Source organism: Achromobacter sp. (assembly GCF_049647645.1).
Taxonomy (GTDB): Bacteria; Pseudomonadota; Gammaproteobacteria; order Burkholderiales; family Burkholderiaceae_B; genus Achromobacter.
The window spans coordinates 77,733-95,222 of sequence record NZ_JBARYB010000074.1; the positions used below are offsets into that span (position 1 = coordinate 77,733).

Below are 17,490 nucleotides of genomic sequence, written 5' to 3' on the forward strand. Positions count from 1 at the left end.
GGCGTGGATCTGCGCTTGTCGGTGTCACCCTTGAAGCGTCATCGCGCTGTCGGCGCACGGGCGGTCCGAAACGAATGCATGTTTCGGGCCGTCCCGAACCACGGGTCCAGGACAGGGATTCGACACTGCCTACCTGTCGGACTAGCCCGGAATCCTCAATGAATTCAGGGACTTCTAAAAGGTTTACAGTAACCCGGTATTCTAACACGCTGAGAAGACCGCATTACATCTTAAAATGTGCGGTTTGCCGCCCGCATCCCTAGCCCGGGCGCCCCTGTTTGCCGGAACCCTGCAATGACTCAAGCTGCCCCCCCGAACGCCGCGAATGCCGCGAGCGATGCCCAGGAACTCTCCAAGAGCTTCGAACCCTCCGCACTGGAATCCCGCTGGTACGCCGAGTGGGACAAGCGCGGGTACTTCAAGGCGGGCCAGCATGTAAAAACGGGGACCGAAAGCCAACCCTACGTCATCCAGTTCCCGCCGCCCAACGTGACGGGCACCCTGCACATGGGCCACGCGTTCAACCAGACCATCATGGACGGCCTGGTGCGCTACCACCGCATGCGCGGCGACGACACCGTATTCATCCCCGGCACCGACCACGCCGGCATCGCCACGCAGATCGTGGTTGAGAGACAACTGGACGCCGAGAAGGTTTCCCGCCACGACCTGGGCCGCGAGAAATTCGTGGAAAAGGTGTGGGAATGGAAGGAAAAATCCGGCAATGCCATTACCGAACAGGTCCGCCGCCTGGGCGCCTCGGCCGACTGGCCGCGTGAGTATTTCACCATGGACGACCGCATGTCGCGCGGCGTGGTGGAGACTTTCGTGCGGTTGCATAAACAGGGACTGATCTATCGCGGCAAGCGCCTGGTCAACTGGGACCCAAAGCTGCTGACCGCCGTATCGGACCTTGAAGTCCAGTCCGAGGAAACCGACGGCCACATGTGGCACATCCTCTACCCCTTCGTCGACGGCCCGCAAACCATCGTCGACAAGGACGGACAGACAGTCACGCTGCGCGGCCTGACCATCGCAACCACCCGCCCGGAAACCATGCTGGCCGACGGCGCGCTGTGCGTACACCCCGAGGACCCGCGCTACAAGCACCTGGTCGGCAAAGAAGTGGAACTGCCGCTGTGCGACCGCAACATTCCCATCATTGCGGATGATTTCGTCGACCCCGAATTCGGCACGGGCTGCGTGAAGATCACCGGCGCCCACGACTTCAACGACTACGCCTGCGCGATGCGCCACGATCTGCCCTTGATCGTGATCTTCACGCTGGACGCCCACATCAACGAAAACGGCCCCAAGCAATTCCAGGGCATGGAGCGCTACCAGGCGCGCAAGGCCGTCGTGGCGCAGCTGGAGGCCGAAGGCTATCTGGTCAAAGTCGAACCGCACAAGATGATGCAACCCAAGGGCGACCGCACCGGCGTGGTGCTGGAACCGATGTTGACCGACCAGTGGTTCGTGGCGATGAGCAAACCCGCCCCCGAAGGCACGCTGAACCCGGGCAAGAGCATTACCGAGGTCGCGCTGGAAGTCGTGGCCGACGGCCGCATCCAGTTCTACCCGGACAACTGGACCACCATCTACAACCAGTGGCTCAACAACATCCAGGACTGGTGCATTTCGCGCCAACTCTGGTGGGGCCACCAGATTCCGGCCTGGTATTCCGAGGACGGCCAGATCTTCGTGGCGCACGACGAAGCCGAAGCCACGGCCCAGGCCCGCGCGGCCGGCGTGAGCGGCGCGCTCAAGCGCGACCCGGACGTGCTGGACACCTGGTTCTCGTCGGGCCTGGTGCCCTTCACCACGCTGGGCTGGCCGGAAAACACCCCGGACCTGCAGCGCTACCTGCCGTCCAGCGTGCTGGTCACGGGCTTTGACATCATCTTCTTCTGGGTGGCCCGCATGGTCATGCTGACCACCCACCTGACCGGCCACATCCCGTTCAAGCACGTTTACGTGCACGGTTTGATCCGCGATGCGGACGGGCAGAAGATGAGCAAATCCAAGGGCAACACACTGGATCCGGTCGACCTGATCGACGGCATCGATCTGGACGGGCTGGTGGTCAAGCGCACCTACGGCCTGATGAATCCGAAACAAGCCGGCGCCATCGAGAAAGCCACGCGCCGCCAGTACCCGGACGGCATCCCGGCCTTCGGCACCGACGCACTGCGCTTCACGATGGCCGCCTACGCCACGCTGGGCCGCAACATCAACTTCGACCTGAAGCGCTGCGAAGGCTACCGCAACTTCTGCAACAAGCTGTGGAACGCCACGCGCTTCGTGCTGATGAACACCGAAGGCCACGACCTGACCGGCCCGGAAACCGGCGAAACGTCCTTCGTGGACCGCTGGATCGTCAGCCAGTTGCAGACGCTGGAAGCCGACGTGGCGCGCGGCTTTGCCGACTACCGCTTCGACAACATCGCCAATTCGCTCTACCGCTACGTGTGGGACGAGTACTGCGACTGGTACCTGGAACTGGCCAAGGTGCAGATCCAGAGCGGCACGCCGGCCCAGCAGCTGGGCACGCGCCGCACGCTGATCCGCGTACTGGAGGGAGTGCTGCGCCTGGCGCACCCGATCATTCCGTTCATCACGGAAGAACTCTGGCAAAAGGTGTCGCTGGTGGCAGGCAAGCGCAAGGAAGGCGTGGCCGACAGCGTCAGCGTCCAGCCCTACCCGCAAGCCAACCCCGCCGCGGTCGACACCGCCGCCGAAGCCGATGTCGCCGAGCTGAAGGCCCAGGTCGAAGCCGTGCGCGCGCTGCGCGGCGAGATGAACCTGTCGCCCGCCCTGAAGGTGCCGCTGTGCGCGCAGGGCGATGCGCCCACCCTCACCCGCAACGCACCCTACCTGGCCGCGCTGGCCAAGCTGAGCCAGGTCGACGTGCTCGACGCCCTGCCCGACGCTGGCGCGCCGGTCCAGGTCGTGGGCAATAGCCGCCTGATGCTGCACGTCGAAATCGACGTGGCGGCGGAACGCGTGCGCCTGGACAAGGAAATCGCGCGACTGGAAGGCGAAATCGCCAAGGCCAACGGCAAGCTGTCGAACGCCAGCTTCGTCGAACGCGCGCCAGCCGCCGTGGTCGAGCAGGAGAAGGCGCGCATGGCACAGTTCGGCGAGACCCTGCAGAAGGTGCGTGAACAGCGCACCAAGCTGGGCAACTAAGCCCAAACGCCGCGCTGAAAGCAAAAACCCCGGAATCTTGTTCCGGGGTTTTTGTTTGCCTGTCGTCACAGGGCATGGCTGACATAGGCATCGCCAGCAAACACGCGTCTGAAAAAGAAGCCTCAGGAAGCCTTGGGCGGCTTGGGCCGGGACGGCCGACGCCGCTTGGCCGGCTCCGGCAGTGGAGTACCCGCCAACTCGGCCAGAAAGCGCTCATCGGCGAGGCTCAACGCCCCTTTTGCACGAGCAGCCTCGATCAATTCGGGACGCCGGGAAACAGACAGCTCCAATGAACGCTCGCGCCGCCAGCGGGCGATGTTCGCATGGTGCCCGCTAAGCAGAGGCGCCGGCACGGGCTCGCCTTCGTAGACCTCGGGGCGCGTGTAGTGCGGACTGTCCAGCAAACCGGACAAGGCGTCGTTGAACGAATCCTGCAGCGCGGATTCGCCATCGTTGAGCACGCCGGGCAACAGGCGCACGGCGGCGTCGATCACGGCAAGCGCGGCGATTTCTCCGCCCGACAGCACAAAATCGCCCAGCGAGATTTCCTGCGTGACGCAGCGCGCAATGAAACGCTGGTCCACGCCTTCGTAGCGGCCGCAAATGAGGATGAGACCCTCGCTTGCGGCTAGGGATTCGGCGCCCGCCTGATCGTAGCGCCGGCCGACCGGAGCCAGCAGCGCGACAGGCGCGAGGCCCAGGCCAAGCGCTGCGCGCGCGTCCTGGGCGGCATTGACGGCGGCTTCCAAAGGCCCCGCCATCATCACCATTCCGGGGCCGCCGCCGTAGGGGCGGTCGTCCACGGTCCGATGCACATCGTGCGTGAAATCGCGGGGATTCCAGGCATGCAAGGACCACCGGCCCTGGGCATGCGCCCGGCCGGTGACTCCCAGGTCCCGCACTACCCCGAACATTTCGGGAAAGAGCGTAACGACGTCAATACGCATCAAATATCCGCCGGCCAGTCGCTGTCTATGCGGCGAGCTGACAAATCGACGGCGTGTATGTGCGCGCGCACGAACGGAACAAGCATTTCGGCGGGCCGGCCTTTGGCGTTCAGGATGGGCTCGGGACCTTCAGCCCCAACCTGTTGGCGCGAGACCCTCAGAACGGCATGAGCGCCGTTATCGAGGACCTCGTCGACCACGCCCAGCAGCGCAGGCTCGCCGTTGGCGCTGGTGTACAGCGCGCAACCGATGAGATCGACCCAGTAGTATTCGTCTTCCTCGGGCGCAGGGAAAGATCCCCGCGGCGCCTGCACGGAACAACCGCGCAGGGCTTCTGCCTGATCGCGGTCCGCAATGCCCGCCAGCTGAGCCACCACGGTGGCTCCTTGCGAACGGGCTTGCACGACCTTGTATGCGACAGGCGCAGACGCGACAACGCCCCGCGCCAATTCAGGCACAGGGCGAGTCAACCACCATTGAGATGCTGAGAGCAGCACTTCGGCATTGGCCGAATGTGGCTGCACCTTGACCCAGCCTTTCACACCGTAGGCTGCACTGATGCGGCCCAGCTCGATCAAATCCGTCGGCGCCGCGTTGGAGGTTGCGGCATCAGGCATGTATCGTGCTCTTGGTAACTATGAAGCAGCTAAGAATGGCAGCTTTAAAGCGCAGTAAAGCTCAGGGCTCGGTATGCGACGCAGGCAATTAAGCCGCGGCGGAAACCTTGGCCGAGTACTCTTTGACCAGACGCTCGACAGCAGGCGACAGTTGGGCGCCGTTGCCGGTCCAGTGCTGCACGCGATCCAGCGCAATGCGCAGGTTTTCCGTGCCTTCGCTGGCTACGGGGTTGTAGAAACCCACGCGCTCGATGAAACGGCCGTCGCGACGGTTACGCGAATCGGTGGCCACCAGGTTGTAAAACGGACGCTTCTTGGACCCACCGCGGGCCAGGCGAATCACCACCATAGGTAATCCCTTGAATTAGTTGTGAAAAACGGGAAATTCTAGCACTTAAACAAGCCTGCTGGCAAATGGCAGTGCCGAATTGTGCGTAGCGGCGCGATTTGTATCCTAAAACACCACATCCGGGTATTCTACAAACACGGGCCGGGGCCCGCGCCGCAGTTCGAAGTGTAGCCGCCCTGCCCCTCTCGTGCCTGTCTTAGTGCGTCAGAACTCAGTGCGTGTGAAGAAATAGCCCGATTCAGGAGATCGGTTTTATGTCGACCTACGCAAGACCCCGCGCTTCGATCCCCCCTGCCGCCCATCCAGGGCGCCGCCACCACACCTGCTTCAAGCCATCCCCCTGAGGGCGACCCACCCGTCGCCAACCTCTGCTTTTTTCAGCGGTTTTCCCCCAACTTCCTCTAACCGGAGGGTGCACCACCATGAAGAATCAGAAATCAGTCTTCACCCCTGTCGCGCGCCTGGCCCTGGCGGGCTTGCTGGCGGGCACTTTGGCCATGCCGCTTGCGGCCTCGGCCCGTGTCGTGGGCGCCGCCCTGACGACCGCCTCCGGCAAGGTCACCGCGGTGGACCCGGCCACCCGCACCATCACGCTGCAGGGCGAAAACGGCAATAGCGTGGACATCCAAGCTGGCCCCGATATCCGCAACTTCCAGCAGATCAAGCCCGGCGATACGCTGACCCTCGACTACTACGAGTCGGTGGCGGTGGACGTGCGCCCGGCCGGATCGGGCATTCCGGAGGTCAAGACCGAAACCGCGGCGACCCGCAGCGCCAAGGGAGCCATGCCCGGCGGCGCGGCCGGACGCCAGACCACCATCACTGCCGAGATCTGGCACATCAACAAGAGCGCCAACCTGGTGACGCTGAAGGGTCCGCAAGGCGGCATGCGCACCATCCAGGTCCAGGATCCCGCCCTGCAGGCACGCCTGCAGCAGCTGAAGGAAGGCGATCTGGTGGACTTCACCATTACCCGCGCGGTCGCAGCCGCCATCCGCAAATAAACGACGCCGCCCATGCGAAAGGGCCCGCCTTGCGGCGGGCCCTTTCGCGTGGCGAACGCTGCCGGCAACCGATCAGCGCCGCCTCAGGAAATGCAACCCGCGGCCATCGACCTCTTGTTGCGCCACCAGCACATTGCCGGTCTGGCGGGCGAACGCCTGGAAGTCCCGGATCGCAGTGCGATCAGTGGTAATGACGCGCAGCACCTCGCCGCTGGCCATCTGCGCCAACGCCTTCTTGGCGCGCAGGATAGGCAAGGGGCAGGTCAGACCGCTGGCATCGACTTCCTGCTCGAAGGACGGCGCCTGCGCGCCGCCATCAAGACTGGTATCCGCCTCGCTCATCACAGACGCTCGTCCACCCATTTCTGCACGCTGGCGATTGCCGCGGGCAAGGCTGCAAGGTCCGTGCCGCCGCCCATGGCCATGTCAGGACGGCCGCCGCCCTTGCCGCCCACCTGGGCAGCCACGAAACCGACCAGGTCGCCCGCCTTGACGCGGCTGGTCAGGTCGGCGGTCACGCCGCCCACCACACTGATCTTGCCGTCAGCCGAACCCGTGGCCAGCAGCACGACGGCCGGTTTCAGGCGGTCTTTCAGGTTGTCGACCATGCCGCGCAAGGCCTTGGGATCCACGTCGCCGATGCTGGCGGCCAGGACCTTGATGCCCTTGACGTCGATGGCCGCGCTGGTTGCCAGGTCATTGCCGGCGCTGGCGGCAAGCTTGTTGCGGGACTGTTCCAGATCCTTCTCGAGGCTCTTGACCTGCTCCTGCACCTGCGCGATGCGCGCCGGCAGGTCCGCCGGCGTGCTGCGCAGCATGCCGGCAACCTGGGTCAGCAAGGCGTTCTGGTTCTGCACCCAGGCCAACGCGTTGTCGCCGGTGATGGCTTCGATACGGCGCACGCCCGCGGCCACGCCGCCTTCGGAAACGATCTTGAACAAGCCGATGTCGCCCGTGCGGCTGACGTGCGTGCCGCCGCAGAGTTCGCGCGAGAAACCGATATCTAGCACGCGGACCGTGTCGCCGTACTTCTCGCCGAACAGCGCCATGGCGCCGCCCTTGACGGCGTCGTCGTAGGCCATGACCTGCGCCACGGTGGGCTGGTTGGCCAGGACCTCGGCATTGACGATGGCTTCGACGCGAGCGATCTGCTCGGCAGTCAGCGGCGCATCCTGGGCGAAGTCGAAGCGGGTCTTGTCGGGATCCACCAGCGAGCCGCGCTGCTGCACGTGCGCGCCCAGCACCTGGCGCAGCGCCTTGTGCATCAGGTGGGTGGCCGAGTGGTTGCGCACCGTGCGGGCGCGGCGGACCGCGTCAACACGCGCAAGCAGCGTATCGCCCACGGACAGCGTGCCGGACTCCAGCTCGCCATGATGGCCGAAGACGCCGGCCTGGATCTTCAGGGTGTCGGCCACGGCGAAACGCACACCGTCGGCTTCCAGCAGGCCGGTATCGCCGACCTGGCCGCCCGATTCCGCGTAGAACGGGGTCGCGTCCAGCACGACGACCGCGCTCTGGCCTGCCTTGACCTGCTGGACCTGCGTGCCGTCCACGTACAGGGCCGTGACCTTGACGCCATCCAGTTCCAGCTTTTCGTAGCCTTCGAATCGGGTGTCCGCGCCTTCGTAGCTCAGGCCTTCGGCCATCTTGAATTTGCCGGCGGCGCGCGCCTGGTCGCGCTGGCGTTCCATGGCGACCTCGAAGCCGGCCATGTCCACGTCCACTTCGCGCTCGCGGCAGATATCGGCCGTCAGGTCCACGGGGAAGCCGTAGGTGTCGTACAGCGTGAACAGAGTCATGCCGTCCAGTTGGCCGCCCTTGGGCACATTGGCCAGGGCGGTGTCGAGGATGCGCATGCCGTGTTCCAGCGTTTCGCCGAAGCGCTCTTCTTCCTGCTTGAGCACCTGGGCGACGCGTTCGGCCGTGGCGGCCAGTTCCGGATAGGCCTCGCCCATTTCGGCGACCAGGTCCGGCACCAGGCGGTGGAAGAACGGCTTGGTCTGGCCCAGCTTGTAGCCGTGGCGCAGCGCGCGGCGGACGATGCGGCGCAGCACGTAGCCGCGGCCTTCGTTGCTGGGGATCACGCCGTCGACGATCAGGAACGAGCAGGCGCGAATGTGGTCGGCGATGACCTTGAGCGAATTGTCTTCCAGGTTCTTGATGCCGGTTTCGCGCGCGGCGGCGGCGATCAGGTGCTGGAACAGATCGATTTCGTAGTTGGAATGCACGCCTTGCAGCACGGCAGCAATGCGTTCCAGGCCCATGCCGGTATCGACACAGGGACGCGGCAGGCGCGGCATGTTGCCGGCGGCATCGCGTTCGAACTGCATGAACACCAGGTTCCAGATCTCGATGTAGCGGTCGCCGTCTTCCTCGGGCGATCCCGGGGGGCCGCCCCAGATTTCGGGACCATGGTCGAAGAAGATCTCCGAGCACGGCCCGCAAGGACCGGTGTCCGCCATCTGCCAGAAGTTGTCCGACGCGTAGCGCGCGCCCTTGTTGTCGCCGATGCGGATGATGCGCTCGGGCGGCACCCCGACTTCCTTGGCCCAGATGTCGTAGGCTTCGTCGTCTTCCTGGTAGACCGTGACCCAGAGTTTCTCGGCGGGCAGCTTGTAGACCTGGGTCAGCAGCTCCCAGGCGTACTGGATGGCGTCGCGCTTGAAGTAGTCGCCGAAGCTGAAATTACCCAGCATTTCGAAGAACGTATGGTGGCGGGCGGTATAGCCCACGTTCTCCAGGTCATTGTGCTTGCCGCCGGCGCGCACGCTGCGCTGCGACGACGTGGCACGCGTATAGGACCGCGATTCCTTGCCCGTGAAGACGTCCTTGAACTGAACCATGCCCGAATTGGTGAAGAGCAAGGTCGGATCGTTGCCCGGGACGAGCGACGACGAGGGAACAATGGTGTGTCCCTTGGACTTGAAGAATTGCAGAAACTGCTGGCGAATCTCGGAGGATTTCATCGTGGGCGAAGCAGAATTTAGGCGAATCTTTGATTATAGAGGGTTGGCGGGCATCCCAGGAAAAGAGGCCGTGCCGCAGCTTCAGCGCACGCAGACGTAGCCCGTGGTCCAGCCTTCCGTCTCGGTCCATTTGCCGCCCGCGGAAACGATTACGGCCTTGTAGCCGGCGGGGCACGAGCACGCGCCAGTCCGGGGATTCGCGGTGGACGTGCCGCTGTAATGGTAGCAACCCAACGGGTTATTGAAGCTGTACGCCCCGCCAAAGCCGCCGCTTGCCGGCCCCCAGACCCGGGACTGGCATGTCAGCAGCTCCCCCTGCTCCGAGGTGGCCATGGCGCCGGTGGCGACACTGCATTGCTGCCCCGCGCTGGCGCGCGCGCCGACTGTGAGATACGAGCCCACCTGCGCCGAGGACGCGACGCTCAGTTCTCCCTGTAGCTGCGGATCGCGCGTATCCCGGATCCTGACGTAGCGGTCCAGATCCGGACCGCCAGCCTCCGCGCCCGCCCACAGGGCGAGCGTGCCCGGCGCGTAGGCCGGCCCGCCGGACGCCCCCGGATTGGCGAAACTGAACGCCGCGCCGCGCACCAGACCCGGCGACGCCGGCCATACCGCCCCGCCATAGCCCCCGGCCGCATCGATAACGGCAGCGATGCCGGTCAAGTCAATGGATTGCGTCCCCGTTTTCAACAAGGGCGTGGCGCTGTAGACCAGCCCATCCATCCGACAGCGCTCGCCCGGGCATGCCTGCGACCTGACGATCTGGAGCTGCGCCGAGAAACCCATGGAGGACTGCTCGGGAAAATCTGCCGGCAGCAGCCCCAGGCCGCGCAATTCACCCACGGTGGGCGCAAGCGGGTCCGCGAACAACGGAACCCCCTGTTCGCTACGTGGCACGTCCCCCATGGCAAGGATGGCGGAATGCCGAGCCAACACCTCGGTCAGTGCCAGGCGGATCTGCGTCAACCATACGCCGGTGGCACGGGCTGCCGCATCCTCGATCCGCTGCACCACCTGACCGGACGCCCAGATGGCCGCCATAGTGCTCAAGGCCAACGCCACCACCAGGCCCGGCAATGAGAAGCCGCGCTGGCGCAAGGCCGCAGCGGCGCCCGATCGAGCCGCCATGCACCACAGGGGCGGGCTCATTTTGCGACGAATACGAAGGTGTTGACGTCGCCCGGGCTGCACTGGGCCTGGGCCAAGGCCGCGCGGTAAGGCACGCTGGGCGTCGCAAACGCGTCCTTCACGAGCCTGAGGCCGCCGCCCCCTCCGCCGATCGAGATAGTCTCCGACATCCGTTGCAGCACCGAGGCCAACGACGGGCATGCCGCCTGGCTGACGTTGGTCAGCTTGATGGAGAACGCGGAACCCTGCCCCGCGCTGCCGAACGAGGCCGCAGCGACCTCGACCACCCCATTGCCTCCCACGCCGCTGCCGCCCAGGCCATGGGCGATGCGCGCCGCCCCCCCGGACCCATCGACAGCCAGCACGCTGGACTCCCGCAAGGCGTTGGCCATGGCGCCGGTGTCCAGGCCGGCATACGGAGTGACCCCGCCACCTTGCGCATTGGTCTTCATGCTGGCAATGAAACGCTGCAATTCCTCGCCCACCTTGGGCACCTTGTTCTCTACGACGTAGGCGCCGATAGCCGGAATGCCGACGATCGCGATCAACAGGACGATGGCGGTGACGATGGACACCTCCATCAATGAAAAGCCGCGCTGCCGGCTGGCGCGGAACGGGATTGCGTGTACGTAGTGCATGGTTGCTCTCCTCGAGCGATGTGGCACTCGGGCCGATTGGCGCCGATTGCCTGACGCAGCCCTATTGGCTGGCATAAAAATTGGTGAGCGCCTGGCGCAGTTCGTCGATCACGCCGTAATGCCAAAGCGTGATGCCGAGCACGGCGGCCAGGGATGAGAGCAGCAACGACCAGCGCAACGCCGACGCCTGCCGGCGCACCCGCGCCAACAGGCGCGACTCGACGCGCAACCGCACCTGTGCAAGTCCGGCCTCCATGCCGAGGGCATCCATCATGTCGGCCATGTACCACCAGGTGTCCGCATCCAGCAGGCCCGTGCCGAAGATCTCCGGACCGGTCTGGCCGCCATCTATCCGCGCCAACATGTCCAGCAGATGCGCATGCATCCAGGGCGCGGCATCCCGGGCCTGCACAGCCAGGGCGCGGCGCAAGCGGGTGTCGGCCGCGCCATGCTGTCTGACCAGCACGGCCAGCAGGGCAAGAAAGCGGATGGCGTGGAAATCCCGGTAGAGCCGCCAGAGCAGCCAGCGATCCAGCCCCGGCCGCAGGGCTCCCGTGTAACGCGGCAGCGACCACAAGCTCAGCAGGACAAGGCCCAGCGACAGCACCACCCACAAGGCCAGCCATTGCCTCAGCCCCTGGGCCAGCGCGAACAGCGCGCGGGTCAAGCGGCCGTAATCCCCCGCCGGCACGGCCTGGAACACCTGCTGCAAACGCGGGACGCTGAAGAATGGCACGGCGCATAGCAAGGCGAATGCGACGGCTGCCGCCGCGACGCCGGCCGCCGCGGCCGAGACCAGCGCCAGCCACGCATCCGACGCCAACCGTACGGCCCGCGCCACATCCCGCAATGCGGCCGACAGATCGCCGCCCTCTTCCTGCACGCAGCTGAGCAGCACGCATTCGCTGGACGGCAAAGTGTCCGCCCATGCCGCTCCCAGATCGCCGCCGGCCTCCAGGTACATGTCCGCCCAATGCCTCGACAGCCGCCCGCGCACGGTATCTTCGCCATGACGGCTCGCGTCGTCCTCGAAAACGTCGCGCAGGTTCTTGCGGCCTTGCGTTCCTTCGACCAGGTCCGCCAGATACTCGTAGTAGTCCGCGCGTCCCGCTCGAAAGCGCAATGCGTCCAGACGCAGCAACAGGGAGCGGCCGGAGGGGACGCTTGGGAAAGAATGCAGCAACAAGGGTTTAGTCATGGCCGCCCCCACTGGATCTGGCTCCCTGCCCGGGCAGGGCCGCTGGCACATCGAAGCGGCGCAGCAGGGAGCGCGGGTCGACTTCTCCGCGGCTGACCTTGTAAAGAGCGCAGTCCCGCGCCAGCGCGCCGCGCGTGGCCTCGCTGCGCCAGGCGGCCGGCCCGGCGGTCTCGGCCTGGCGCTTCAGCCCCAGGTTGTCGCGCGTGCGCACGCGCTCAAGAAAACCTTCAGTGCGTTCGGGCTCGAGCATTTCGGCCGCCACGCTGCGGCCTGCAATGCCGTTCAACTCAGGCAATTGCGGACGCCTGCAGGCGCTGCAGCCCGCTGCATTCCGGACCCTGAGGGTGGCAGAGTCCAGCAGGTACTCCTGCTGCATCCGCTTCAACCATGCCTGCCAGTCGGGTCGCTTGCCACCCCCGGCGGATCTCGACCACAGGCTATCCACGGGCAACGAGCAATGGCTGCACAGGCGCGGCAGCAAGGTCTGGTAGACCAACAGCTTGAGTATTCCAGGCGTGGCCAGAAAATCGCGCGACACGCCAATCGCGTCCGACGCCAGGCGTTCTGGTATCAGCACGGCGCCAGCGGCGTGGGTGGTGGTGTACAGGCTGACGCCAGAACCGGCCAGATCCATGAACGCGCGGCCGGTATCGATATCCCGGATCTCGCCGATGAGCAGATCGTTCATCGCCGAGCGCTTGATGGTCTTGAGCTTGGCGTCGAACGCCGGCCAGGCGGATTCGGCCAGCGCGCGCCCCAGCGTATTCTGCAGGGCATTGTCGATGATGTACTCGACCGGATCTTCCAGTGTGATGGCTTTGCGGGTGGGTGCGATACCGCGCATCAGAGTCGCAATGGTGGTCGATTTACCGGAACCGACCACGCCGGCCAACACGATGGCCCCGCCTTCGCGCTCGCGCGCCCGGGCCAGGGTTTCGACCTGCACGGGCAGATAGCCCAAGGCGAGCAGATCGGCGTCGGCGGTCGCATCCAAGCGCAATATGCGCAGGCAGACCGAAGGACCAGCATCGGCGGCCAGCGAAGCCCAGCGCAGCACGATGGGCACGCTATCGACGTCCAGTGCGATGCGCCCTTGCTGCTCCAGCGCCGGATCGAACACCGCGCCATTGCCGCCCCTGACATCCATCCATGCCACCGCCAGAACCTCCAGCAACGTCGCGTTGGACAAACCCGAGAAGCGTTCCGTGCCGACGTATTCGCCGCCGATGGTGTAGCGGATCTCGCAGGTTTCGCGCCGCCGGTTAACGTTGATGTGCACATCGCTCGCCCCCTGGGCCACGCCCCAGCGCACGATGTCCAGGAACAGCGCGGCCAGGGCCGAGGCCCGCTCTTCCTGCCGCTCCTTGCCGCGCCCGGCCAGCCCTGGCGCCGCCAACTGCCCCCGGGCGATCATCAGCAGCAGCGGCGCGGGCAGCTGATAGCGCGGCACCTGCGCCTGCCGGTAACCCCGGGCCTGCACCATGCGCTCGACTTCGTCGATCTGGTCGCCCAGCGTGTAGTCCTTTACCGCAAACACGGCGACCTCGCCGCTTTCGAGCAGCACGGGGCACAGCCTGCCGGCGAGAGCCGCGAGATCGAAATCGCGTCCGAGCGCCCGCGCAAAAGCGGGTTGCAAGCGAGCGATGTCTTCCGGTGTCTGGAGCTGGGGCGGCTCCCAAGCCGCCACGGCGGGATGCACCACGACGGACTGCAAAGCATGCGAGGTCATGGCTGGGCCTTGCCTGCATCGAGGCAGGCGGTACGTTCGATATCGCCGCGACGCAGCCTCACGCAGCCGTCGTCGATCGCCAGCAACCGGTAGACGCGCGCATCAGCACCGCCCGCGACGGGCTCCCCTCGCCCTGCCTGGTAGCGGAGCACGGCGCCATTGACGACGATGTCCGCGTTCAAGCGCCGCGCGAGGCCGAAGATCGCCATCACCCGGATATCGTCGGATGCCCTGGCGGGCGGCGCCAGCGGCGTCGCGGACTCGGCTCCGGAACGGCAAAGACCGGGAACCCGGCAATCCGCCAAGGCGGCCGCGGCGTCCGCGCGCAGCAAAGCGCGCACGGTTTCCGTTTCCGGCCATGGCCGCGGCTCCTCGGCGACCTGCGGTGAAAGCTGGCCGTGAGCGGCCGGGACCAAGGCGGCCGACAAGGCCAGACGCCCGATGAATCCCGCCGCGAGACTCGGGCGCGCGGCTTCGCCCTTATTCCTGTTCATAGATTTCTCCCTGTAGTTCGGCAACCAGCGTGCTGGAGACCAGCGTGGGCCTGGGTTGCGCCTGGATGTCCAGCGACAGGCGGGACCATTTGGCCGCCGTAACGGCGCCGTCCAGCAGCGCGAAGGAGCGCAGCGGCCCCCGCAAGGTGATGGCGCGGCTGCGGACGGCAGGCCGCGCCGGGTACGTGGCGCCGGCCTGACCGGCAACCGGTTGGGACTGCACCGGCAAGGGCAGCGGCAATGCCGCCGCCAGGACGACGGAAGCAAAGGCCGCCCGCATCCGCTGCAGCGCGGCGACCAGCCCGGTATCGACCTGTAGCGAAGTGGGCAGGACCAGGTCCGCCAGCCGCGCAGGCGACGACGCCATGCGCCATGACAGCGTGGCTTCCTCCAGCGGCTGGAATGAGATCTGCCAACCCGCGGGCCGCAGCGCATGCAGCACGTCGTTGGCGGCCTGGGGGTGAGCCCTGGCATAGACCGCGGAACAGTTCCAGGCGCGGTCGGCGGCCAGGCAGCGCGCACGGGTCAGCGCCCAACCCCGCACCTGTATGGGCAGCCTGCCGAAGCCGTCCAGCAAACGGGTGACTTCGGCGGGAGCGTGGACCACGGTGCTCTGCAGCAGGGTCAGATAGGGATCCGGTGGCGGCGGGAGATTCTCCAGACCGGCATGCCCGGACGGTTCGCGGCCGGACCATGGGGCGATCAAGCTGTTCCATAGCGACGGGGCAACCGCGGCGAACCCCGCGCAGACCATGAACAGGCGGAACGCCAGCGGCAGCTCGGCCCAGCGCGAAGACAACGCGGCCAGGCGTGCGGCCGGGTCCGCTGCCTGCATCAGCAAGGCCCAGGCCTCATCGGCTTCATGCGCCGGCAACGCGGGCCGCTGCGCGCGCAACAGCGCCTGTTCACGCAAGGCTTCGTCGAGGGTGGCGTATACCCGGTCCGTCTGCGACAGCACGGTGCCGCGCTGCGCCGCCACCAGCCAATGCCCGCCGCCAGGCAAGCGGATCAGGCTGTGGCCACCGTCTGGATACAGCAGAGCGTACAACTGCGCGGCGGCCTGGATGTGCCCATGCCTGCGCCGTCCTGCCCGCGGGCCGCTGCGCCACGATGGCCGCATGCGGCCATAGCCGGCCACCATGGCCGGCGCTCCACCCACGACAAAGTGGCTGGCCCGCAAGCGGCGCCCGCGCGAGCGGGCCAGCGCGGGGATGTTGGAACCGATCAGGGCGAACCAGCGCAGGCCGAACGCCAAGGTGCGGCCTGTGTCCGGGACGTCAAGCAGCAAGGTCGGAGGGACGCGTTCCATGCCTAATACCCTTCCTCGACCTGGGCGGTCACCAGCACCAGGGTCGTCATGCGCTCCGAGGCGGCGCTGTCCAGGCCGCCCGCTATGAGCGGCAGCCCCGGCGCGAGCCGTTGGCGGTCATGCTGGTCCTGGCTGCGGTCGAAGCCGGAAACGATGATGGGCTGGCCGGGACGCAGTTCGACCTGCTGCACCATGCCGTTGCCGTCGATCGTGACCTGCTGGACCTGCACCTGGTTGCCGCGCTCGCCGAAGGTGATGGTCTTCAAGGGCTGGGCGACCGCGTTGTCATAGGCGAGCGACAGCAGGATCTGGCCGTCCTCCTGGATGTCCGGCAACAGCGTCAGGAACGAGCCTACCGTCTCTTCCTTCTGGCTGATGGAGACTGCGGGCAGCGAGCCATTGGCGCCTCCTGCCGTAGTGCCGGGGACGGCAGTGCTCTGCACCCGGTCGATGTAGCTGAACGTGGTCCTTACCGCATGGGTGACCGGACGGCGGTTCAAGGTCAGGATGGGGACCTTGTTGTGCCGGACCACGGCCCCCATCGTGCTGAGCGCCGAAACAATGGCCTGGGTGCCCTGGAATGGCCCCCTGGCCATGGAGGCGTCCAGGCCGCTCCCGCCAGCCCCCGCGCCGGGCAGCGCCAACCGCGCTGCCGCCCCGGCCGCAGCGTAGACGACGCTCCAGTCGATGCCGCCCGACGTGGCGTCGTTGGCGACGACGGTAATTTCCTCGAACACCAGCCGGACCCGGCGGGTCAACGCCTTGTTCTCGCGCTCGAGGTAGCTGGCGACGCGTTCCAGCGCCTCGGGCGTGTCGGTGACGACGATCGAGGTGGCGCCCTCCACCGCCTCGGCCACCACGCCGGAACGCGTCAGGAACGGCGCGATGTTGGCGCGCAGAATAGCCACTGCGTCGTGCTGCCCCGCCGACAAGGACGTGTTGGAGGTGCTTTCAAAGCCTTCGCCCTCCGGGCTGCCCTCGCGGCCAAGGCGGACATCGACCTTGCTGGTCAGCGACAAGGCGCGCAAATCGAACACGCGGGTCTCGGTGCGGTAGAACTCGAGCGCGTTGTGGTCGTAGCGCCAATGCACCGAGAAGCGCGCGGCCAGTGCGTCCAGCAGGTCAGCCAGCGGTTGCCCGCCAGCGCGGATCTCCACGCTGGCCGGCGCCGGAACGGACAAGGCGCCGTTGACGGCCAGCCGGGGCAGGAACAGTTCCAGCGGCAGCAAGGCATCCGGCCGCACCCGCACCGGGATGCCGGTGGCGGCAGTCAGGCGCTGGGCCAGCTCAGGCAGATCGGCGTCGTCGGCCAGCATCAAGGTGGTCCGCACGTTCTCCCGCAATGCGGGCGGCAGCGACACTTCCCGCGCCAGGGGCTGTGGCTTCCCGGCAAGCCAGGGGGTGGAGACATCCTGGGCCGCGACGCGCGCGGTGCGGTCCGACAGCCCTTCGACGAAGGCCTGATGATTGGCGGTCACTGTGGCTTGACGCGCGTTTGCCGCACGCCGCTGATCCGCCACCTGCTGCGACACCGCACAACCGCCCAACGCGCCGGAGACGACGACAGACAAGAAGAGTATCCGCATCATGCCGCGGCCCCCCTTGGCGCGGCCATGCGCGTGCAGGACTGCGCCAGCGGCACCACGCGCAACACCCGGTTGCCGTAGAAGCATGGCTGCAGAGGCTTTTCGGCGAGCTCGGTGGCGCCCAGCAGTTCGCGCACGGCTGACTTGAAGTCGCCGGAGAATTCGGCCGTGGCTGACAAGGGAATATCCACGTCCACGGCCCAGTGCTGCGGTTGGAAGGTCCAGCCCGCCAGGTCCGCCCAGCGCGCGAGAACGGCCCGCAGCGTGGCGTCCGGGGGCGCCGCGCGATAGACCTGTTGCGGCGCCGCCATCGGCGCCGGTGCGATGCCGCTGCCC

At 66.5% G+C, this 17,490-nt stretch carries 15 protein-coding genes; 2 read left to right on the forward strand and 13 right to left on the reverse strand.

Going from position 1 to position 17,490, the window contains the following annotated elements:
* Nucleotides 1-294 precede the first annotated feature (294 nt).
* On the forward strand, nt 295-3,189 hold the full coding sequence (locus tag WBB14_RS08950; RefSeq protein WP_424239507.1) for a valine--tRNA ligase: 2,895 nt from the start codon (nt 295-297) through the stop codon (nt 3,187-3,189).
* A 122-nt stretch (nt 3,190-3,311) separates the two neighbouring features.
* On the opposite strand, the gene trmD is transcribed toward WBB14_RS08950, so the two are convergent.
* From trmD to rpsP, 3 genes are all read right to left on the reverse strand, one after another.
* The gene (gene trmD / locus WBB14_RS08955) at nt 3,312-4,136 is read right to left on the reverse strand and encodes a tRNA (guanosine(37)-N1)-methyltransferase TrmD (protein WP_424239508.1); all 825 of its coding nucleotides are present in this window, start codon (nt 4,134-4,136) and stop codon (nt 3,312-3,314) included.
* On the reverse strand, nt 4,136-4,753 hold the full coding sequence (gene rimM / locus WBB14_RS08960; protein ID WP_424239509.1) for a ribosome maturation factor RimM: 618 nt from the start codon (nt 4,751-4,753) through the stop codon (nt 4,136-4,138). The genes trmD and rimM overlap by 1 nt, the downstream gene beginning before the upstream one ends.
* Nucleotides 4,754-4,841: 88 nt before the next feature.
* Entirely contained in the window at nt 4,842-5,102 is a 261-nt protein-coding gene (rpsP, locus tag WBB14_RS08965) for a 30S ribosomal protein S16 (protein ID WP_013392819.1), read from the reverse strand.
* 422 nt (nt 5,103-5,524) lie between these two features.
* Here rpsP and WBB14_RS08970 point away from each other — a divergent pair, with 422 nt between their 5' ends.
* Complete coding sequence (locus tag WBB14_RS08970) at nt 5,525-6,106, forward strand: hypothetical protein (protein ID WP_088139570.1); 582 nt, start codon at nt 5,525-5,527, stop codon at nt 6,104-6,106.
* Nucleotides 6,107-6,178: 72 nt separating this feature from the next.
* Here the strand turns inward: WBB14_RS08970 and WBB14_RS08975 are convergent, their stop codons facing one another.
* The 10 genes from WBB14_RS08975 to WBB14_RS09020 all read right to left on the reverse strand — a co-directional run.
* Entirely contained in the window at nt 6,179-6,448 is a 270-nt protein-coding gene (locus WBB14_RS08975; RefSeq protein ID WP_424239510.1) for a sulfurtransferase TusA family protein, read from the reverse strand.
* A complete protein-coding gene (alaS, locus tag WBB14_RS08980) occupies nt 6,448-9,072 on the reverse strand; it encodes an alanine--tRNA ligase (protein WP_424239511.1) in 2,625 nt (874 codons plus the stop codon). Before alaS ends, WBB14_RS08975 begins: the two co-directional genes overlap by 1 nt.
* A gap of 81 nt (nt 9,073-9,153) precedes the next feature.
* The gene (locus WBB14_RS08985; RefSeq protein WP_424239512.1) at nt 9,154-10,221 is read right to left on the reverse strand and encodes a prepilin; all 1,068 of its coding nucleotides are present in this window, start codon (nt 10,219-10,221) and stop codon (nt 9,154-9,156) included.
* Nucleotides 10,218-10,838, reverse strand: coding sequence for a type 4 pilus major pilin (locus WBB14_RS08990; RefSeq protein ID WP_207471280.1), 621 nt, complete (start codon nt 10,836-10,838; stop codon nt 10,218-10,220). Before WBB14_RS08990 ends, WBB14_RS08985 begins: the two co-directional genes overlap by 4 nt.
* Nucleotides 10,839-10,899: 61 nt before the next feature.
* On the reverse strand, nt 10,900-12,036 hold the full coding sequence (locus WBB14_RS08995; protein WP_424239513.1) for a hypothetical protein: 1,137 nt from the start codon (nt 12,034-12,036) through the stop codon (nt 10,900-10,902).
* Nucleotides 12,029-13,765: an ATPase, T2SS/T4P/T4SS family gene (locus WBB14_RS09000; protein ID WP_424239514.1), complete on the reverse strand. Its 1,737-nt coding sequence runs from the start codon at nt 13,763-13,765 to the stop codon at nt 12,029-12,031. The genes WBB14_RS08995 and WBB14_RS09000 overlap by 8 nt, the downstream gene beginning before the upstream one ends.
* Nucleotides 13,762-14,259: a hypothetical protein gene (locus WBB14_RS09005; protein ID WP_424239515.1), complete on the reverse strand. Its 498-nt coding sequence runs from the start codon at nt 14,257-14,259 to the stop codon at nt 13,762-13,764. Before WBB14_RS09005 ends, WBB14_RS09000 begins: the two co-directional genes overlap by 4 nt.
* Nucleotides 14,246-15,568, reverse strand: coding sequence for a hypothetical protein (locus tag WBB14_RS09010; RefSeq protein WP_424239516.1), 1,323 nt, complete (start codon nt 15,566-15,568; stop codon nt 14,246-14,248). The genes WBB14_RS09005 and WBB14_RS09010 overlap by 14 nt, the downstream gene beginning before the upstream one ends.
* A gap of 2 nt (nt 15,569-15,570) precedes the next feature.
* Nucleotides 15,571-17,157, reverse strand: a complete 1,587-nt coding sequence (locus WBB14_RS09015; protein WP_424239517.1) for a hypothetical protein — start codon at nt 17,155-17,157, stop codon at nt 15,571-15,573.
* Nucleotides 17,154-17,490: toxin co-regulated pilus biosynthesis Q family protein (locus WBB14_RS09020; RefSeq protein WP_424239518.1), on the reverse strand; the 337-nt coding region annotated here is incomplete at its 5' end. The genes WBB14_RS09015 and WBB14_RS09020, both read right to left, overlap by 4 nt.